This window comes from Neofamilia massiliensis (assembly GCF_001299475.1).
GTDB classification, from domain to species: domain Bacteria; phylum Bacillota; class Clostridia; order Tissierellales; family Peptoniphilaceae; genus Neofamilia; species Neofamilia massiliensis.
In genome coordinates, this window is the sequence record NZ_CYUJ01000003.1 from 260,388 (window position 1) to 278,581 (window position 18,194).

Sequence of the window (18,194 nt, forward strand, 5' to 3'; positions counted from 1 at the left end):
GCTTATTCCTCTTCTTCTAAGATCTTTTCAGCTACTTGTTTCATAGCATCAGCTACAACTTTTCTTACTACATCTTCATTGTTTCCTGCAGCTGAATCTTCTTCAACTTTACCAGTGTTTCTTTCTGCTACTATTGAAACTCCGTCAAATAAGTTAGTAAGTCTTCCTAAGAAGAGAGAGCCCTTACCAATTAACATTGCTCTATTATAGTCTCCTGTTGTTAGGTCAGTAATCATGTGACCACAATATGGAACTGCTGATGGAATGTGACCTTGAGTTGGTGCCCAGCCTGGATATCCTTTGTTTGCAACAAAGTCAGCTAGACCCTTTCTATCAATTTCTTTTTCCATTACTGCTAAAGCACCGATCATCTTGTAGTTAGCTTCTGGAACATTACCTGCTCCTGCTGGTCTAGTGATGTCAGCGTTTTGCATTTCTGGTGAATACTTGTCAATATCTGTAATCTTTAGGCCATTTCTCTTTAGTGGTTCAAGTACTAGTGAAGTAATAACTGCTTGTGGAGATGAGCCTGTGTCAACAGTATGCTTACCGATGATATCAGTTCTAAGAACTGGGCTTACGCCATCATTTTCAGAAATAATTACACCAAAAGATGCTACAGCGTCTTCAAAAATTGGTAGGTCCTTCTTTATATGATCTCTGGCGTTCATTCCAAGTTTTGCAGTTGATCCACCAGCTACAACTAAAACATTTTTAAAAATTCCAGCCTTAACCATAGCTGCTGCATGAATTATTGAGTGAACTGGAGCTGCACAAAAAGACCTAATGTCTGATCCTGTTGCGTTTCCAATTCCTACAATTTCTGCTATAGCCTTGGCAAAGTTTCCTCCACCTCTTTGGTTAATGTCACCACAGGCTTCTTCTGAACATTCAATTACATAGTCAATTTCTTCTCTCTTAACTTCTGAATGTCTAAAAGTTTCTATGGCTGCAATAACTGCTGAAGTTTTTGAAACTATATTTTCAAACATAGTGTGGGCATTTAAGTTTACGTCAGTGTCATGAGCTTGACGAACATAACCTACTAGCTCGCCTTCAAGATAAAGTCCCATAGCCTTGTCGTTTGCAATTAGGTCTTCTCCCTTAGAAGTATCTTCAGCAACTAATTTTCCAAAAGATTTTTCTAATTCTGGAAAGCGTTTTTCAACTTGGTCCTTATATTTGTTAACATAGGCTTCTGATAGGATAACTAAGTCGAATTCATCACAGTACTTCATAGCACCAATAAATTCTTCTTCTCTTACTATAGAGCCCATCTTTCCCATAACTTTATCAGACTTGTAGTCGATAGCTGAATATGGAAGTTTGTGGCCTGCTAACATTTCTGGTCTTTCATTACCGATATAAATTTGATTAGGTAAATAACTAACAAATTCTTCAAAAGATCTTATGTGGTCTTTTGCATTTTTTAATAAATCTGAGTCAGGATTTAGTATTTTTTCAGTAGTGAAAGTACTCCCGGCATTTACAACCATGTCGGGAGTATTCACTAGTACAAACCCTGCAGATTTCAATACAGGAAAACTCATTTTGCCTCCTTAGTCTTCGAAAACTGTTTGTTCTTGTACTTCTGTTTCTAAAGCTTTTAAAGCTTTTTCTACTAAGTGATATCTTAACTTGTATTCTTCATCCTTTGTTAAGGCTGGATCGCCTAGAGGGTGAGGAATAGCTATCGCAGGTACAATTCTATTTGCTCCAACTGTCATTGAAATTGGAGTAATTGTACATACGTGAACAACTGGGAATCCAGCTGCTTCTATTTCTTTAACCATTGTTGCACCGCAACGTGTACAGGTACCTCACGTAGAGGTTAGAATAACTGCGTCAACCTTGTCTTCTTTTAGGTATTCAGCTATTTCTCTACCGTATTGTTTTGCTGATAGTATTGCAGTACCGTTTCCTACTGTTGCATACCAATAATCGTGTAGGGAACCAATTTTTCCTTCTTTGACCATGTTTTTTAGTACGTCAACTGGAAGAACTCTGTCTGAGTCCTCGTTTGCATAAACAGGGTCATAACCACCGTGGGCAGTTTCAGAATTTTCTGGAGTTAAATCATCAATGTCAGCAAGACTGTATCTGCCATATTTTGAAGCTGAAGATGATTCAATATGGTCTGGGTTTCCTTTTGGAACAATACCACCTGATGTTACTAAAGCAATTCTAGCCTTAGACATATCTTTTACTGCTTCGTGAGGTTCAACTCTGTCGAATTCAGGCATTGGATATTCTGTCTTAAATTCTTCGCCATTAATTTTCTTTATAAGCATATTAACGGCTCTTCTAGATCCAGTTTCTTCTGTGAAAAAGTTCTTTCTTCTACCTTGTGGCATATAGCCTTCAACTTCTGGATCGCCAATTTCTTCGCCTTTTGCATATTTTTGTGCAAAAGCTGTTACAGCCTTAATGGCCTTTCTCATTCCTGCTGCGCTATCTTTTGTTTCAATGATGTAAACTTGTTTCTTGAACATGTCTGCACCTGGGTTTTCAACATACATAGCTGTCATAGCTGGAATATTTAATTCTTCTTTTACTGCTGCAGTAATAGTACCGCAAGCAACACCATATCTACCTGCATTAAATGCTGGTCCTGCTATAAAGAAGTCAGGTTCAAAACTCTTTACAAAGCCTAGGATTTCTGCTTTCGCATCTTCCATATTTTCATTGAAATAAGTGTCTCCACAAACTACTGTTGCCACTATTTCAAAGTCATCACCAAGTTTTTGTTGAAATTGAACACTTAGTGGTGGTAGGGTTTCGGCTATGTGAGGTTTTGTATCGGCTTTTTCTTCTCCACCAATACCTGCATAGAATTGGTTGATATAATGCACAACTTTAATTTTTGCCATTTGTTACCCCTTTATTATCCTAACAAATCCTCTCTGATGTCTTGCATTTCTTCTACAATTTCATCTACATCAAGAACCATTTCCATCATTCCAATTTGTTCGTCATAAACATCTGGGTCAAATAGTTCTTTCATTTCGTCTTCTACTACGTGGTAGCAAGCTAGCCCTAATTCTACACCAGCAAGTGGTCCTGCAAAAGTTGGGTCTCCTGCTATACATGTCTCAGCTGCAAGACCTGCAGCCTCTGCCTCAGCTCCGCCTAAAATAACAACAATATTTTCTGGGCCATATTGCTCAGCAAAATCTTTTACTCTTTGTTGGTTTTCTAGGTCCATAGCTCCGGCACTAGTTCAGACAAAACATTCTGTAGCTGAAAATACTACCTCTGTGTTGTCTACAGTTTCAACACAAGCTTGAATAGCTGGTCCAGGTATACCGTCACGGTCACCTATGATAACTATTTTCTTGTTTTCTAATAAGTTCATAGTTCCTCTTCTTTCCTTTTCTAAATTCTAAATTTTTAAATAGTTCTTGCTGATTGTTTAGTGAAACCAGTTTCGTTAGTAGCTCCAGTTATAGCTTGAAGCTCAACTTCTATAGTTCCATCTTCTCTTAATGACTTGTCATTACCACCAGCAATGATGTTTACATATTGGATATCTCCAATTACCTTGTCAAGTTTTGGAAGTTCAATAACTTCATTTGCATTACCTGCAGTTACACAAGCATTAGCAAGTGGGTCAGCGTCTGCTAGAGATTGGCTTAGTCCGTCTTGGCCTGCGTATTCGTCAGTTATTATAACTGTTTTAATATCCTTCTTTTCAATCTTCTTGCAGTTCATTATTAAGTCAGTATCTGGGTTACCAAATCCTTCTTGAGAAATAATTACTGCATCTGCACCTAAGAATTCTACTAATTTAGCAGTAGTATCTGATGATCTTTGCTTGTCCATTAGATATACATTTTCATTAGTTATTACTACTCCTAGGAAGTTTAAAGTCTTTCCGTGTTCTTCGTAAAGTGATTTAATTACGTCGTTGTTTAAATGAACGTAAGTTGGGTTTTTGTCACATGCTGATACACAGTTACCTGAGATTACTGCCCCGTCCATAATTTCTGTTGGATATAGATATGTTGGGATAATCTTCTTAGCATCTACTCCATAAACATAAGTGTCGTGTAGTAGACCTTGAGTTTGTAGCATATAAACATAAATTACTTTTGGAAGGTCTGGATACTCGTTAACTTGTTCAAGTAGAGGTTTAGTTTCATAAACCTTAACTTCTTCAGCTTCAAGATCCTTAGCTAGGCTTCCAATAAATCTAGTAATTTTTAAGCCAACCATTCTAACTGAGTGTTCGTGGTTGTGTTGCTTAACTCCTTCTTTTGGATTAGTAGCTACTACTAATGAAACTAACTTAGAAAATGGAGTGTAGTCTGCTCCTGGTCCAGTCATGTCGATAATTCCTTCTTGGAAACCAACAATCTTACCAGTAGTCATTACTGCCATATTCTTTAAACAAATAGTCTTACCTGATCCTACGGTATCAACTTTTCCTAAAACTCCTGGGAAAAATTCTCCGCCTTCTTTTTTATACCTTGGTTCAAGAACGTCTTTAACAGGTGTGATTCTTACACTTTCTCCTGGATGGACGATGTCAAAGTCTATATCTTCAAGATATTCGTCTTCTTCAAAGCCTGATTCTCGAACAAGGTCTTCTTTATTAAGGAAAAGAATGCCGTCTTCAATTTTTGATTCTTCAGCAAACTTAATATCCTTAATAAAGATTTCACCTAATTCTAGACGCATAGGTCCTCCTTTAAATTAATAATATTTTTTGATCATAGCTTCTATATTTTCTATAGTAGCTGTGTCTGCATCTATAGTGTCAACTTTTTCGCCATCTTTAAACATTAACATTGTTGGTAGGCCAAGTACACCACATTTAATAGCAGCTCTTCTAGCCTTAGTAATGTCTAGAGATGCAAATTTAATTTTGTCACCATATTTTTCTGCAAGTTCGTGAACACCTGGCATTAATGCCTTGCATGGTTCACAAGATTCTGACCAAAAGTCTACAAACACATAACCTTCTGAATCATAAACCACTTCGTCAAAATTTTTCTTATCTAGTTCTAACATTTTTTCCTCCTTTACTTTAATGTCTTTATTTCTTTTTCTATAGTAACAGCTGCTATTGATCCATCACTAGCTGCTGTAACCACCTGTCTTAGTGGAGTGTCTCTAACATCTCCAATTGCATAAACTAGTGGAATATTAGTTCTCATTAGTTCATCAGTAATTATATTACCATTATCAGTCATTTCAACCTGACCTTTGAAAATTTCAGATTGTGGGTCAGTTCCTACAAAGACAAATACACCCATTAGGCCGTCGTCTTCGTCAGCTAAATATTCACTTTCTTCTCCTGTTTTGTTGTCAACAAGGATTAGTTTATTTACTAGAGGATCGCCATGGATTTCTTTAATAGATGTGTTGTACATAAATTCTAGGCCTTCAGTATTGTCAGCCTCTTCTTTTACAACAGCGTCACATCTTAGAACATCTCTTCTTACAACAATAGTAACTTTTCTAGCAAATTTCTTTAAATAAATTGCCTCTTCAACAGCAGAGTTTCCTCCACCTACAACAAAGACTTCAAAGTCTTCGAAGAAGTTAGCATCACATGTTGCACAGTAAGATACTCCCTTACCTGAAAATTCTTTTTCTCCAGGTACATTAAGCTTTCTAGGGCTGGCACCAGTTGCAATTATAACTGATTTACCTTCAACTACATCTCCATTGCCAAGAGTAATTTTTTTTGGTTGGCTTTTTAAATCAACTTCAACTACATCTTCAAAAACAAAGTCACAGCCAAAGTGTTCAGCTTGCTTCCTCATTCTTTCAGTTAAAGTTTTTCCAGATTCATGTTCTCCAACTAGAGATCCTGGATAGTTTTCAATGGAATCAGTAATTCCAATTTGGCCACCTATTGAACCCTTTTCAATTATAAGAGTGTTTAGTCTAGCCCTGCCTGCATAAAGGCCAGCTGACAGTCCTCCTGGACCTCCTCCAATAATTACTAAATCATACATGGTAAAAACCTCCTTAAAGTATTATGTTTTCTAAAGTTTCGCTAATTAAAGTGTAGTCGATAAACTCTAGATCTTTTTCAATATCGTCATTAATTTCCTTGACCTTATCTGTTTTTATAATTCTCTCTACCTTTATAATAGAATTTTCTATTAACTCTAAAGACTCAAGGTCTATAGAATCTCCTCCTTCTTCAATAACAACTGACCTAAAGAGAGTTGTTGTTGGTGGAATATTTCCGTAGAGAGGATGGGTTACGACCTTATAGTTTTTGTGAACATAGTCTCTCACCCTAGTAAAAACATCTAAGTAAGAGCCGTCTATAAATTCCACTGGAATTTTTTTATAGGCTAAAAAACTCTTATTGTTAGTTATTAATTTCAAAATAATCTATCCTTTAAAATTATTGGCTCAGCTGAAAAAGAAAAGCTTTGCCTCTTTTTAGGTGCATCTTAAAAAGCCTTAGTATCTTTATTAAAATAGTTAGACATAATTCTTAAAAAATTTTCACTTACTTAGAATGGTTTTCTAAAGGGCTTTAAGAAAAATCTCTAGCTGATATAACTTGAACTAATTAAAATATTCACCTATAATTATAATATAATAAGCTAGTGAATAAATCAAGATGATTTATAGAAATTCTTAAAGATTTTTGGGATATCTATAATTTTTTTCTATAACTATTCAGACTTTTATAAGGAGAGACTATGACTAACAAATACAGAAAAATTCCTCAGGTCAATGATGTGCTTAGTTACTTTGAAAATGAAAATATAGATGCGTCTAAGGACCTGATTAAATATATAGCAATTTCAATCTTCGATGACTATAGAAATGAAATAAAATCAAATCCAGATTTTGATTTTGAAAAAGAAAATGTTTACAAAAAAATTGAAGAGACTTTAGCCAAGGGCGACTACTATTCTTTTAAAGAGACAATTAATGCAACAGGAGTTGTCCTTCACACTAACTTAGGCAGGGCCCTACTTTCTAAAAACGCCTGCCAAAGGCTAGTTGAAATTTCTTCATCTTATTCAAATTTAGAATACGACCTAGACGCTGGCCAAAGAGGTTCTAGATATAAACAAGTTGTAGACATAATTAAACACCTAACAGGTGCTGAAGATGCAATAATTGTAAACAACAATGCTGCTGCAGTATTTTTAATGCTAAACACCCTGGCCTATAATAAGGAAACAATTATTAGCCGAGGAGAGCTAGTAGAAATTGGCGACTCCTTTAGGGTTTCAGAAATTATGGAAAGGTCTGGAACAAAATTAATTGAAGTTGGTGCAACTAACAGGACCCATCTTAAAGACTATGAAAGACAAATAAACGAAGAAACTAAAGTTTTAATGAAGGTTCACACTTCTAACTTTAAAGTCCTAGGCTTTCACAAGGAAGTTACTGCACCAGAACTAAAAGACCTGGCTAGGAATAAGGACCTTTTAGTTTTAGAAGACCTTGGATCAGGATCTATAATTGACCTAAGTAAATACGGCCTATCAAGAGAGAGAACAGTTTCTCAGTGTCTCAAGGAAGGCATCGACCTAGTAAGTTTCTCCTGTGACAAACTTCTTGGTGGTCCTCAGGGTGGAATTATTGTTGGTAGAAAAGATTTAATTGATCAGATTAAGAAAAACCAACTCCTTAGAGCCTTTAGAGTTGGAAAATTAACTTTAGCTGCCTTAGAGGCAACTTTGTTTGAATACTTAGACGAAGACTTGTTAATGAAAAATAATCCTACCCTTAGAATGATCTCCATGCCTCTAGAAGAAATTGAAAAAAAGGCAATAAAATTAAGAGACATGATTTTAAAAGAGATTCCACAAATTGATTTAAGTCTTGAAGATGCTTCTTCTCTAGTTGGCGGTGGAGCTTATCCAGAAGAAGAATTACCATCAAAAAAACTTTCAATAAAAACTAAAGGAGACTCAAAAAATCTAGAAGAGTTTTTAAGACTGTCTCCCTACCATATAATTACAAGTGTCTACAAGGACCAAGTCCACCTAGACCTGAGAACTATTGACGAAAGTGACTTTGAAAAAATTGTTCAAGTATTAAAGGAGTACTATAAAGTTTAATGAAATATATAATTTTAGGCACAGCTGGCCACATTGACCACGGAAAAACCACCTTAATAAAGGCCCTAACAGGAAGAGACACAGACCAACTTGAAGAAGAAAAAAGAAGGGGGATCTCCATAAACTTAGGCTTTACTTACTTTGACCTACCTGACGGCAACAGAGTTGGCATAATTGACGCCCCAGGCCACGAACGTTTTGTAAAAAATATGATGTCTGGAGCTGTTGGCATTGACATAGTCTTAATGGTAGTGTCAGCAGATGACGGAGTTATGCCCCAAACCCTTGAGCACGCAGAAATTTTAACCTACATGGGAGTAAAGTCTTCTATTATAGTTATAACTAAGGCAGATACAGTTGACGAAGAAATGTTAGACTTAGTTGAAGCTGACATTAGGCACAGACTAAAGGACACAATTTTAAATGACGCCCCTATAGTTAAAGTCGATTCTCTTTCGAAAAGAGGCCTAGATGAACTTATTAAACTTATCCAAGAAAAATACGCTGAAGTTGAAAGTAAGGACCAAGAAATAGATTTATCAACCAGATTAAATGTAGACAGGTCCTTTTCTCTGAAAGGACTAGGAACAGTTGTAACAGGAACTCTCTTAGAAGGAGAAATCACTGTAGACCAAACTTACGAACTTTATCCATCAAAGAAAGAAGTAAAAATTAGGTCCATCCAAGTCCACGGCGAAGATGTAAAAAAAGCCTACAGAGGGCAACGAACTGCCCTCAATATTTCAAACTTGTCTAAGGAAGAAATTTCTAGAGGAGATACTATTGCCAGCAAAAATTCCCTAGTTGAGTCTACAATAATTGACTGCAAACTAAAACTATCCAACCACACTGACCTAGTTTTAGAACACTGGTCTAGGGTTAGGGTCTTTTTAGGAACTAGAGAAGTCCTAGCGAGAATTGTTCCCCTCAATGAAAAATATATAAAAAAAGGCGACGAGGCCTTTGTCCAACTTCGCCTAGAAGAGCCAGTTTATTGTAAAATTGGCGACCCATTTGTCCTAAGGTCCTACTCACCTGTTGCAACAATTGGTGGAGGAAGAGTCTTAGAGACAATTTCAGACAAGTACAATATCAAGGACACCGACCACCTAAAAGACCTTTTAGAAAAAGAAAAGTTTGGCCTAGAAGAAATGGTATACGACTACATTGACCGAGGAGAATTTGGAACATCCTTTGCTGACCTTTACTCCTACACTGGCCACCTAGAAGCAGACATAGAAAAAAATTTAGAAAAACTTTCTCAAGAAGAAAAAATATATAAGATAAACGACCTTTACTTCTCTAGAAGATTTTTAGAAACTTTAAGAGAAAAAATTACTTCAGCCCTAAAGGTCTACCACAAGGAAAATCCTCTAGTAGCTGGCATGAAAAAAGAAGAGCTAAGAGAAAAAGTTGGAAAAAAAATAAATCCAAAAGACTTTAACTCCCTTTTAGATTCTAGCGTCTTAAAAGAAAAAATTAAAACCCAAGAAGTCTACGTCAGCCTAAGGGACTTTGAAGTAAAAATGTCTGACGACCACATGAAAATCTCTGAAGAAATTTTAGAAAAACTAAAAAAAGCAGAACCTGGCCTCTTAAAAGGCTCAGACTTTGCCTCAACTAAGGAAGAAAAGAAAACCCTAAGCTTCCTTTTAAAAAATGAAGTTATAAAAGTAGACTCCTTTGTCCTAAGACGAGACTACTACCAAAAAATCAAAGAAAAACTAGTTGGCTACCTAGAAGAAAATAAGGAAATAACAGTAGCAGACTTTAGAGACCTAAACGGCTTCTCCAGAAAAATGGCCCTGGCCCTTTTAGAGCACTTTGACGACGAAAAAATTACAAAGAGATCAGACGACAAAAGAACCCTGTACTAAATGTACAGGGCTTTTTATTGGAAATTTTAGTTTTTTTCAAATTAATTTTCTTGGTCTCCTTGTGTATATCATTTTATACTTATCTTATGAACCTGAGCTTTCATAATTAATAAAAGCCCTATTAAATACCCTTTGTGATATAAATAAAAATACTCCAGCTACAAAAATCCCTAGTAGAAAATATATATATATTGATTGCAGATTTATTATCGGTAAATAATTATAAATCGCTAAAGGAATAATAAATGTAAAAATTTTTCTAATAAGTACACCGTATATAGTCAATGGATATTTAGAAAAGTCTAAAAGTTCTATTATAAATTTATTCGCCATTAAAGTATCTTTGTACTTAAAACTAAAACTATTCATAATTAGTAAGAGAGAAAAAATTATAACTACAATCACTAGCGGTTGGACAAATAAAATAAGCTTAGTCCCTATAGAAAAACTTAATTTCTTCAATGTGATTAAAAAAATTATTAAGTTAACAACAACATTTGGAAACTCTTTGATATTTATGTTATCTGCAATAATATAAGCAATTTTATTTACTGGTTTTATTAATAACATATCTAGGTCACCTTTTTGAATATAAGAACTAGAAAAGGTAATAATCCCCATAAAAAATAAATTTATAAAAGACTTTACTAGCTCTATTGAAAAGTAAATATACATAAGCACATTATCCTCAAGGCCTTCTATGCTATTAAATTTTAAAAGTATAAAACGCAAAAAAATTATACTTAAAAGTGCCTTAATTAAAGATGAACTAAGTCCTAAAATAAAATCGTACTTTGCTGCCATTAAAATTTTTATTCTATTTATAAATACTTTTAAATATATATTAGTCATTTAACCACCATAGACATCAGTTTTGTTTCTAGCTCTTTTGTAAATAACCTTTGATAGAAAAGTTAAAATTAATAACCAAAAAATCTGGAAAAAAAGATTTTTTATGCCAATTCCCTCTCTAAGCCAATAGCTAATAGGTATATCAACTATAGCTCTAAATGGAAGAAGATTAAATAAAGAATGTATCTGGCTTGGCATAAAATCAAGAGGTATAAAGGCCCCAGAAAAAAATAAATATATTAAGTCAAAGGTTATAAAAACTCCCCAAATATTAATTAGCCAAAAACTCATTAAGCCTAAAATATAATACAAATTAAAGGATATAACATAAGAGCAAATAATAGACAAAATAAACATAGCTGGATTGGCACAAGCTAATAAAGTATTTGTCTTTAAATAGAATAATATTAACGGCAACCCCATAAAAATAAAGGTATGTATAACATCTCCAAAGCTATAGAATAAAAAAAATTTTTTAAAATCCAAAGGTTTTAATAAAACATCTGCTATTTCACCCCTCTTTACCTTCCAGCCTATTTCCATAGAAATCCATCTAGGTAAAATACTTTGCAATACAAATGAAAGTACAAAATATAAAATTATTTCGCTACTACTATAACCATTAAAAAAGTTGTGATTACTATATAGAGACTTCCATAAAGAATAATAAATATAGAAAGAAACGATGCCTGTTAGAGAATAAAACAGCAGCTTAAATTTATAAGCATCAGAATTCTTATATGAAATTCCTATTATAGATAAGTATTTGATCATCGCACACCTATTAAAAAAATTATGATTGATAAATGTTTTTTATTGCATCTTCTAAGCTAGAAGAGTTGATTTCTGCATTTTCAATACAAAGACCAATTGATTGAAAAGTCTTTAAAAGATCTAAAGTGCTTATTTCCTTGTCATTAAAAGAACAACTTAAACTTTTGCGACTTTTATCAAGATCAAAAGAAATAAACTTATAAGAACTAAGTCTCCATAATTCACTTTCTAAAGTTTCTATTTCTTCATCGCCATCAAAAAATAATTTTACTCTTTTTATTCCACCATATTTATTATTGAATTTTTGAATTGGTAGATCTTCAATAATTTTTCCTTGCTCTAAAATAATTATCCTGTCACATATTTGTTCTATATCCTTCATATCGTGGGATGTATATAGGACTGTAGTATTAAAACTCCTATTTACTTCATTAATTAAATTTCTTATTTCGTCTTTAACAAAAATATCAATACCGATAGTAGGTTCATCTAAAAAAATGATTTCTGGCGAATGTAATAGGGCCATTGCAAGATTGCATCTCATTTTTTGTCCCAGAGATAGGGTCATAACCTTTGAGTCCATAAGTGATTCTAGGTCAATATATTTGTTAAAAAACTTAATCTTTTCTTCATACTGGTCTTCACTTAACTTATAAATATGTCTATTAAACTCTAATGAATCTTTAACCTTTAAGTCCCAAAACATTTGGTTTCTCTGCCCAAACAGTACTCCTATATGGTTGACATAAGTTTTTCTATCCTTAAAAGGCTCAAAACCTAAAATATTTATTTTTCCAGAAGTTGGGCAAATCAAACCTGTCAGAAGCTTTATCGTAGTTGACTTCCCTGCTCCATTTAAACCTATATAGCCAACTTTTTCTCCTCTATTGACTCTCAGGTTAATATTATTAACTGCCCTTATTTTTTTATTTGATTTTTTATTGTCATATTCTTTTACTAAATTTTCGACTCTTATTACCTGATCCATTCTTCACCCTTAAATATTTAGATTTATAATAATTTTATCTTTGTAAAAAATACTTTTTCATACAAGCTTTCTCTCTTTTTTCTTACTTTAATAATATACTATATTTGAGAGAAAAAAAGGAAATTACAAGGTTTTGTTTTTATTACATTTTTCAAATTTAGTTTTCGCTCAAGTCTCTTAAGAAATTATAGATTCATATAGGTCTTCTAGAGTTCTAAAGGACTTTTCTATGTCTAAAACGTTAATTTTCTTTTCAACTAAAGACAGGATTAGGGCTTCTAGCTTCTCACCTTCTATGGCTACTTCTAAGTAGTCTTTTTTGTCTGGATTTTTGCAAGGTTCTACTTTATAAGCTGATGTTTCTAGTTCTTTAATGGCCCTTTCCTTGTCTGATGTTTTAATGAGATAGGTGTTGGTGTTTTTTAAGTCTCCAATATAATCGTCTAGGACAACCTTGCCTCCTTCTATCATAACTATTCTGTCTGTAACTTTTTCCATTTCTGAAAGTTGGTGGGATGATAATAATACTGCACAGCCTTGGTCTCTTAGGTCTTCAAGTTCTTTTCTCAGTTCTATTACTCCATCAGGATCTAGGCCATTCATTGGCTCGTCTAGCATAATTAATTTTGGCTTTGACATTAAAACCATGGCCAACATCAATCTCATTTTCATTCCCATTGAATAAGTTGAAACCTTGTAATTTATTTTGTGACCTAGGCCGCTATAGGCTACCATTTCGTCAATTCTCTCCTTAGGCGAATTAGTCCAAGTTGCCATTAGTTTTAAATTATCTAGGCCAGAAAGTGATGTATAGAGGGCTGGGTTTTCTATAGAAACTCCAAGGTTTTCTAAAACTTTTTCTCTTTCTTTTTTTATATCAAAGTCACAAACCCTAACATTTCCTGAACTTGGATTTTGTAGGCCACAAATAATTTTCATCAAGGTAGATTTTCCTGATCCATTTCTACCTAAGAGTCCAACAATTTCATTTTTATTTATTTCAAAACTTATGCCATCTAATACAGTTTTTTGTCCAAATGATTTTTTTATATTATCTACAAGTAAAAATTTTTCCATTGTACGCTCCTAAACTCTTTTTTTCCTTAGTACCAGACTTCCAAGTAAATATAAAATAATGCTGCCAATAATAGTAACTAAAAGATAGGCCTCATAGGTATGGCTAAGGGCCTTATAGTTATAAAGTCCTTCTCTTTCTAATCCATAGAGCAAGTTGTATTGCATAGGATAAGTCCCGATATTAAAAATAGAAAGTTTTTTTGCAGCAACAGTCACAAAGACTAAAACCAAACCTGTCAAGATAGTGACAATTCCATTTTCAAAAAATAAATCTAAAAGACTTAGAAGAGAAAAAATCAAAACTGACCACATTGAGAATAAAATTAAAATTAAAAGGTTGGCCTTCCAAATAGGTACAATCTTATTAACTGCTAGAAAGTCTAAATTTTCAAGGCTGGCTATAAGAGGTCCATTAGAAAGTTTCCACTGGCCTAAAAGGGCACTTACTGAAACTGTTCCACCAAAGCCTGGCCTGTATCTTATTGACATGTAGACAAATAAAATTAAAATTGGAAGCAAGAGGGCTAAGAGAGTAAATAACAATCTTACAATAAACCTAGATGCAAAAACTTTTTTTCTCTTATAGGCTAGGGTCAAAATCATTTTCCCCTCGTTGTCAGAAAATTCCTTTGACCATATATCATAGTTTAAAAATAATATTAAGCCAATGGCAATAATATAATAGTGCTTTATTGATCCATCAAGGAGATAAGACACAGCTTCACTGGCAGTTATTTCTCCGTAGGGAATATTATCCTCATGACTTTGGTCCCAGATTCTTTTTTGGACCCTGTTGGCCCAGTCTAGTTCTGAATAAAGGGCAAAGCCCTCTTCGTAGCCATCTCTTCCCTTAGATTTTATATCCTCGATAAAATTTTCTTCAATATATTGATCTATAACAAAAAACTGTTTGTCTATAAAGTCCCTATCTTGAACTTGTTTTAAATTTAAAGACAGAGGTTTTACTAGGCCGCTTAGGTCCTTGTATTTTTCTTCCTTTTTTTCAAGGTCAGAAATTATTTCTTTAATCTCTTCTTTTTCATCTTCAGATGAATTTTGCAGCTTGTCTTTGTAGGCCTTTATTTCAACTTCGTATCTCACCTGAGCTGACTCAAGTGGAATAAGATAAGACTTGTAGACGCTTTGCATATTAGGGTAATAAGACTGGTAAAAGTTTATATACTCCCTTTGGTTTAGAAAAAATACACTAACAAGGGCAAAGGTTAGGGCTATAAAAAATCTTTTGTTTAAAAATAATCTTCTTTCATTCTTCATTAAATTTTTCATAAGTCCTACACCAAATCCCTTTTCTTAAAAACACTAGCAGCTACAAAATAAACAAGACAACTACTTATTAACAACAACAAAGTTGCCCAGGCCCAAGAAAATCTAGGCCAACCTAAAACATGGTTCCAACCAGTATTAATAGAAAATACATTGAGAAAATGCCAAGCTCCCCTTACTTGGCCAGAAATAATTCCCACCATAGCTAAAAAACTAGATAGGGCAATTGAAAGCAAGGGACTTTTAATAATAAGCCCTATTGAGGCACCTAGAACAGCAAAAAATCCTAGTTTTAAAATATCCATCAAAAGACTTAAGCCTAAAAATTTCCAAAGCTCAAGTTGATATAGGTCTGAAAGATAATAGTATTCTTGGCTATTGCTAGGAAGTGGATATAAGTCAGATAGTCCTAGACTCAAAGCCGAAGCTCCTATATTTTCATAAGTTGAAAAAGATTTTAAGCCATCTCTATAAATATACATAGGATTTTTTAAACCAGCAAAACCATTTTTTATTCCCATAAATAAAATAGAAATAAGATCAGAAAAAAAGACAACTATTAAAAGCATAATAAAACTAAGTAAAACATAATTCCTAAATGCAAAAGACCTCTTTCCCTTTTTGCTAGCTAAAAGATTAAAGGTCCTCTCCTGTCTAGCTAGGTTCACAACATAAGTAGAAAAAATTATTAAGCAGGGGAAAAATACCTTGCCCTTAATAGAATTCTTAGAATAAATCTCTGCCAAATAAGTCCATGGAGACTCCGTGAAAAAATCCACTTCCCTATAGCCCTTTTCCTTTAAATCAAACCTGTGGTCAAGCCCCATTACAAAAGACTTATAAACAGGATAGGCATAGGACTTGACCTCTGCATAATTTAAATAATTCATCCCATACTCTTCTAACAAGTCTAAATCAAAGTCGTACAAGTCTTTATTAACAAGGTCTAAGTAGCTGTCTCCATATCTTTCCCGAAGACTTTCATCTCCCACTCCCCTATCCATAGAAATATTCATCTCAGCCATTAAATAAAGATCCTTGTAGGCATCAATGTCGGCCTTGTGGTTTTTATAAGAATCTAAGTAAAAATTCCCCAGCTTATGCCTCCTGTCCACAGTCCACTTTAAATACTTTAAATAATTTTCCTGGTAGGGATCAGTTAGGTCCAAAAACTTCTCTTCATAGGCTAAATTTTTATAGGCCTGAACATAATAATCTTGATAAGACAAATAAACCCCTTCATTGGGAAGATTGACCCTTTGATAAATCTTATAAATAGCTGTAAAAGATAGGGTAAAACTTAGGACTAACAATAAAAAAGTAATTTTGTTTTTAAAAAGCGCCTTAATTTGATAGACCAATTTATACCTCCTTAGTAAAATGATTTTTTTAAATTTGGATTTTAGCTTTAAATATAGATTTTACATTCTAAGCATGCTAAGATAATATTAACATGGATATAGAATTTTAAAAAGCGCAAATGTTTGCACTTTACATTTTAAAGGAGAGATGATATATTAATAATTTAGCTATTGTTTTAAAAGAAAGGCGACAAAATTTAAATTTATCCTTAGTTGATTTAGCAAATCTCTCTGGAGTTTCAAAAAATACTATAATTAAAATTGAAAATGAAGACCATGTTCCTTCTGTAAACACTTTACTTGCCCTTTCTGCTGTTTTAAAAACTGATCTTTTAAAAACTTTTTCTTCATCTTATGGTTTAGAAAATTATTTTAATATGAAAGACATTTCTGAGCTAGAAATTTTAGTAGAGAAAATGTTAGACAATAATCAATTTTCTAACCTTACTGAAGTTTTGGATATATTAAATAACCTTTATGATAATTTTTCTTACGATGAGGATCTGTCTACACACTTGTATCAAATTATTTTATTCTTAGATGGGATATACCTAGACAGCAATGATAAAAATTATAAGCTGGCTTATGAAAACTTTTTAGAAGCTCTAAGCTTAACTATTGAAAAATTCGACATTAATAACTTTGAAACTTATACTTATAATACTTTTGAGCTGAGAATTTTAATGAACATTGCCTTGACTTTAAGTAAGTTAAAGGAATTTGATTTTTCAAAAAAAGTTTTTTTATTTCTACTGAAAAACTTAGACAAGAAGTCTCAGCTATATGTATCAAGTCTTCATAACCTAGCGATTTTTAAGATTAGAAATAATGAATATAAGCAAGCCTTGGCTGTAATAAATAGGGCAATTTTTCTTTCTAATAAATATAGGAATTCTTCTAAACTTCATAGTACTTACTATGAAAAGGGATTAATTGAATATAAGCTAGGAGATGAAAATTATAAAAATTCTTTTGAGATAAGTAGGTCCTTGGCTATGGCTTTTGGCTACGAAGATTTTTTAAAGTTTTTAGAGGAAAAAATGTTGAAATTCCAATAGAATAAAATAAAAAAGAGTATCTTTTGAATTTTCTCAAATTCTTAGACGCTCTTTCTTTGTTTTTTAAATTATTTCAACCTGGCAGACTTTCATTGCATCTAGAGCTCTCTTATGGCTTTCTGGGCTGACTCCTGCGCAGGCAGACTCTACAACTTTTATTGGAACTTCTGGCATAAAGGCCTTTAGGACCATGGCGTTTGAGATTACGCAAATATCTGTGCAAAGACCTGCTAGAGTTATTGATATTATTCCCTCTTTGTCATTTATCTCTTTTAATCTTTCTGCCAGGTCTTTAGAGCCAAAGGTTGGTTTGTCAATAATATTATCTTCATTTGCATAAGGTTTTAGGGCGTCAATTATTTCCCATCCACTTGTTCCCTTAATGCAGTGTTCTACTGGAAGATTTTTTCCTTCTTGAGTAGCTAAGTAATCGACTTCATGGGTGTCTTTGGTAAAGTATATGTCGCCTTTAAAGTTTTTTACTAGGTCTAGCATATTTGCTACAATTTCTTTTGCTTCTTTTGTTCCCAGGCTTCCGTCTACAAAGTCCTTTTGCATGTCTACTACAACTAAGATGTCTTTCATTTTTCCTCCTATTTTATTTTTTTTCTTAAGTTTTTCTATTTTCATTATAACATTAAGTATAAAAAAACCAACTACAAGTAAGTCTTATAGTTGGTCATGGCGAAGACGAGTGGGGACAGTATAAGCTTTTTATAGCTTTTACAACGTGTATTTATAGCCATTTCTATTTATATAAATATAGCTTTTTCTATCAATTTAAGACAGATTAAACTCTTTTAGTATCAAAATAGTATCAAAAAAAGGATCCCTAGGAGATCTAATTTGTTGGCCAATAACACTGGCCGTTCTTT

The 18,194-nt window shown here is 33.4% G+C and carries 17 protein-coding genes and 1 pseudogene; 4 read left to right on the forward strand and 14 right to left on the reverse strand.

Translation table 11 applies throughout. From position 1 onward, the window contains the following. Window positions 1-2: 2 nt before the first annotated feature. The 7 genes from grdC to BN2667_RS05710 are packed head-to-tail and all read right to left on the reverse strand — an operon-like array spanning window position 3 to window position 6,348. The gene (gene grdC / locus BN2667_RS05670) at window positions 3-1,550 is read right to left on the reverse strand and encodes a glycine/sarcosine/betaine reductase complex component C subunit beta (protein WP_054252361.1); all 1,548 of its coding nucleotides are present in this window, start codon (window positions 1,548-1,550) and stop codon (window positions 3-5) included. Window positions 1,551-1,559: 9 nt separating this feature from the next. Beyond that, complete coding sequence (gene grdB, locus BN2667_RS05680; RefSeq protein ID WP_082380207.1) at window positions 1,560-2,870, reverse strand: glycine reductase complex selenoprotein B; 1,311 nt, start codon at window positions 2,868-2,870, stop codon at window positions 1,560-1,562. A 14-nt stretch (window positions 2,871-2,884) separates the two neighbouring features. Next, a complete protein-coding gene (grdA, locus tag BN2667_RS05685) occupies window positions 2,885-3,355 on the reverse strand; it encodes a glycine/sarcosine/betaine reductase complex selenoprotein A (protein WP_082380208.1) in 471 nt (156 codons plus the stop codon). A gap of 35 nt (window positions 3,356-3,390) precedes the next feature. Further along, window positions 3,391-4,680, reverse strand: a complete 1,290-nt coding sequence (locus BN2667_RS05695) for a glycine/sarcosine/betaine reductase component B subunit (protein WP_054252366.1) — start codon at window positions 4,678-4,680, stop codon at window positions 3,391-3,393. Window positions 4,681-4,695: 15 nt separating this feature from the next. Beyond that, on the reverse strand, window positions 4,696-5,013 hold the full coding sequence (trxA, locus tag BN2667_RS05700; protein ID WP_054252367.1) for a thioredoxin TrxA: 318 nt from the start codon (window positions 5,011-5,013) through the stop codon (window positions 4,696-4,698). Between the two features lie 11 nt (window positions 5,014-5,024). Beyond that, window positions 5,025-5,966, reverse strand: a complete 942-nt coding sequence (gene trxB, locus BN2667_RS05705) for a thioredoxin-disulfide reductase (RefSeq protein WP_054252368.1) — start codon at window positions 5,964-5,966, stop codon at window positions 5,025-5,027. A 13-nt stretch (window positions 5,967-5,979) separates the two neighbouring features. Further along, the gene (locus BN2667_RS05710; protein WP_054252369.1) at window positions 5,980-6,348 is read right to left on the reverse strand and encodes a GrdX family protein; all 369 of its coding nucleotides are present in this window, start codon (window positions 6,346-6,348) and stop codon (window positions 5,980-5,982) included. A 323-nt stretch (window positions 6,349-6,671) separates the two neighbouring features. Between BN2667_RS05710 and selA the strand changes: the two genes are divergently transcribed. After that, window positions 6,672-8,048: an L-seryl-tRNA(Sec) selenium transferase gene (selA, locus tag BN2667_RS05715; RefSeq protein ID WP_054252370.1), complete on the forward strand. Its 1,377-nt coding sequence runs from the start codon at window positions 6,672-6,674 to the stop codon at window positions 8,046-8,048. Beyond that, a complete protein-coding gene (gene selB, locus BN2667_RS05720) occupies window positions 8,048-9,925 on the forward strand; it encodes a selenocysteine-specific translation elongation factor (RefSeq protein ID WP_054252371.1) in 1,878 nt (625 codons plus the stop codon). The genes selA and selB overlap by 1 nt, the downstream gene beginning before the upstream one ends. An 84-nt stretch (window positions 9,926-10,009) precedes the next feature. Here selB and BN2667_RS05725 read toward each other — a convergent pair whose 3' ends face one another. From BN2667_RS05725 to BN2667_RS05750, 6 genes are all read right to left on the reverse strand, one after another. Then, complete coding sequence (locus tag BN2667_RS05725) at window positions 10,010-10,777, reverse strand: ABC-2 family transporter protein (RefSeq protein WP_054252372.1); 768 nt, start codon at window positions 10,775-10,777, stop codon at window positions 10,010-10,012. Further along, a complete protein-coding gene (locus BN2667_RS05730) occupies window positions 10,778-11,551 on the reverse strand; it encodes an ABC transporter permease (protein WP_075967894.1) in 774 nt (257 codons plus the stop codon). A 19-nt stretch (window positions 11,552-11,570) separates the two neighbouring features. Further along, the gene (locus tag BN2667_RS05735) at window positions 11,571-12,539 is read right to left on the reverse strand and encodes an ABC transporter ATP-binding protein (protein ID WP_054252374.1); all 969 of its coding nucleotides are present in this window, start codon (window positions 12,537-12,539) and stop codon (window positions 11,571-11,573) included. Between the two features lie 177 nt (window positions 12,540-12,716). After that, window positions 12,717-13,616, reverse strand: a complete 900-nt coding sequence (locus tag BN2667_RS05740) for an ABC transporter ATP-binding protein (RefSeq protein ID WP_054252375.1) — start codon at window positions 13,614-13,616, stop codon at window positions 12,717-12,719. Window positions 13,617-13,625: 9 nt separating this feature from the next. Further along, window positions 13,626-14,903: an ABC transporter permease subunit gene (locus tag BN2667_RS05745; protein WP_054252376.1), complete on the reverse strand. Its 1,278-nt coding sequence runs from the start codon at window positions 14,901-14,903 to the stop codon at window positions 13,626-13,628. Window positions 14,904-14,908: 5 nt separating this feature from the next. Then, window positions 14,909-16,261 (reverse strand): hypothetical protein, encoded by a 1,353-nt coding sequence (locus BN2667_RS05750; RefSeq protein ID WP_054252377.1) that lies wholly within the window; start codon window positions 16,259-16,261, stop codon window positions 14,909-14,911. Window positions 16,262-16,431: 170 nt separating this feature from the next. On the opposite strand from BN2667_RS05750, the pseudogene BN2667_RS09610 reads away from it, so the two are divergent. Next, a pseudogene (locus BN2667_RS09610) lies at window positions 16,432-16,581 on the forward strand (helix-turn-helix transcriptional regulator); the annotation flags it as partial. Between the two features lie 57 nt (window positions 16,582-16,638). Then, window positions 16,639-17,319 carry a hypothetical protein gene (locus tag BN2667_RS05755; protein WP_054252378.1) on the forward strand — a complete coding sequence of 227 codons (681 nt, stop codon included), beginning with the start codon at window positions 16,639-16,641 and terminating at the stop codon, window positions 17,317-17,319. A 63-nt stretch (window positions 17,320-17,382) separates the two neighbouring features. Here the strand turns inward: BN2667_RS05755 and BN2667_RS05760 are convergent, their stop codons facing one another. Continuing rightward, window positions 17,383-17,904 carry a cysteine hydrolase family protein gene (locus BN2667_RS05760; protein ID WP_054252379.1) on the reverse strand — a complete coding sequence of 174 codons (522 nt, stop codon included), beginning with the start codon at window positions 17,902-17,904 and terminating at the stop codon, window positions 17,383-17,385. Window positions 17,905-18,194 lie beyond the last annotated feature (290 nt).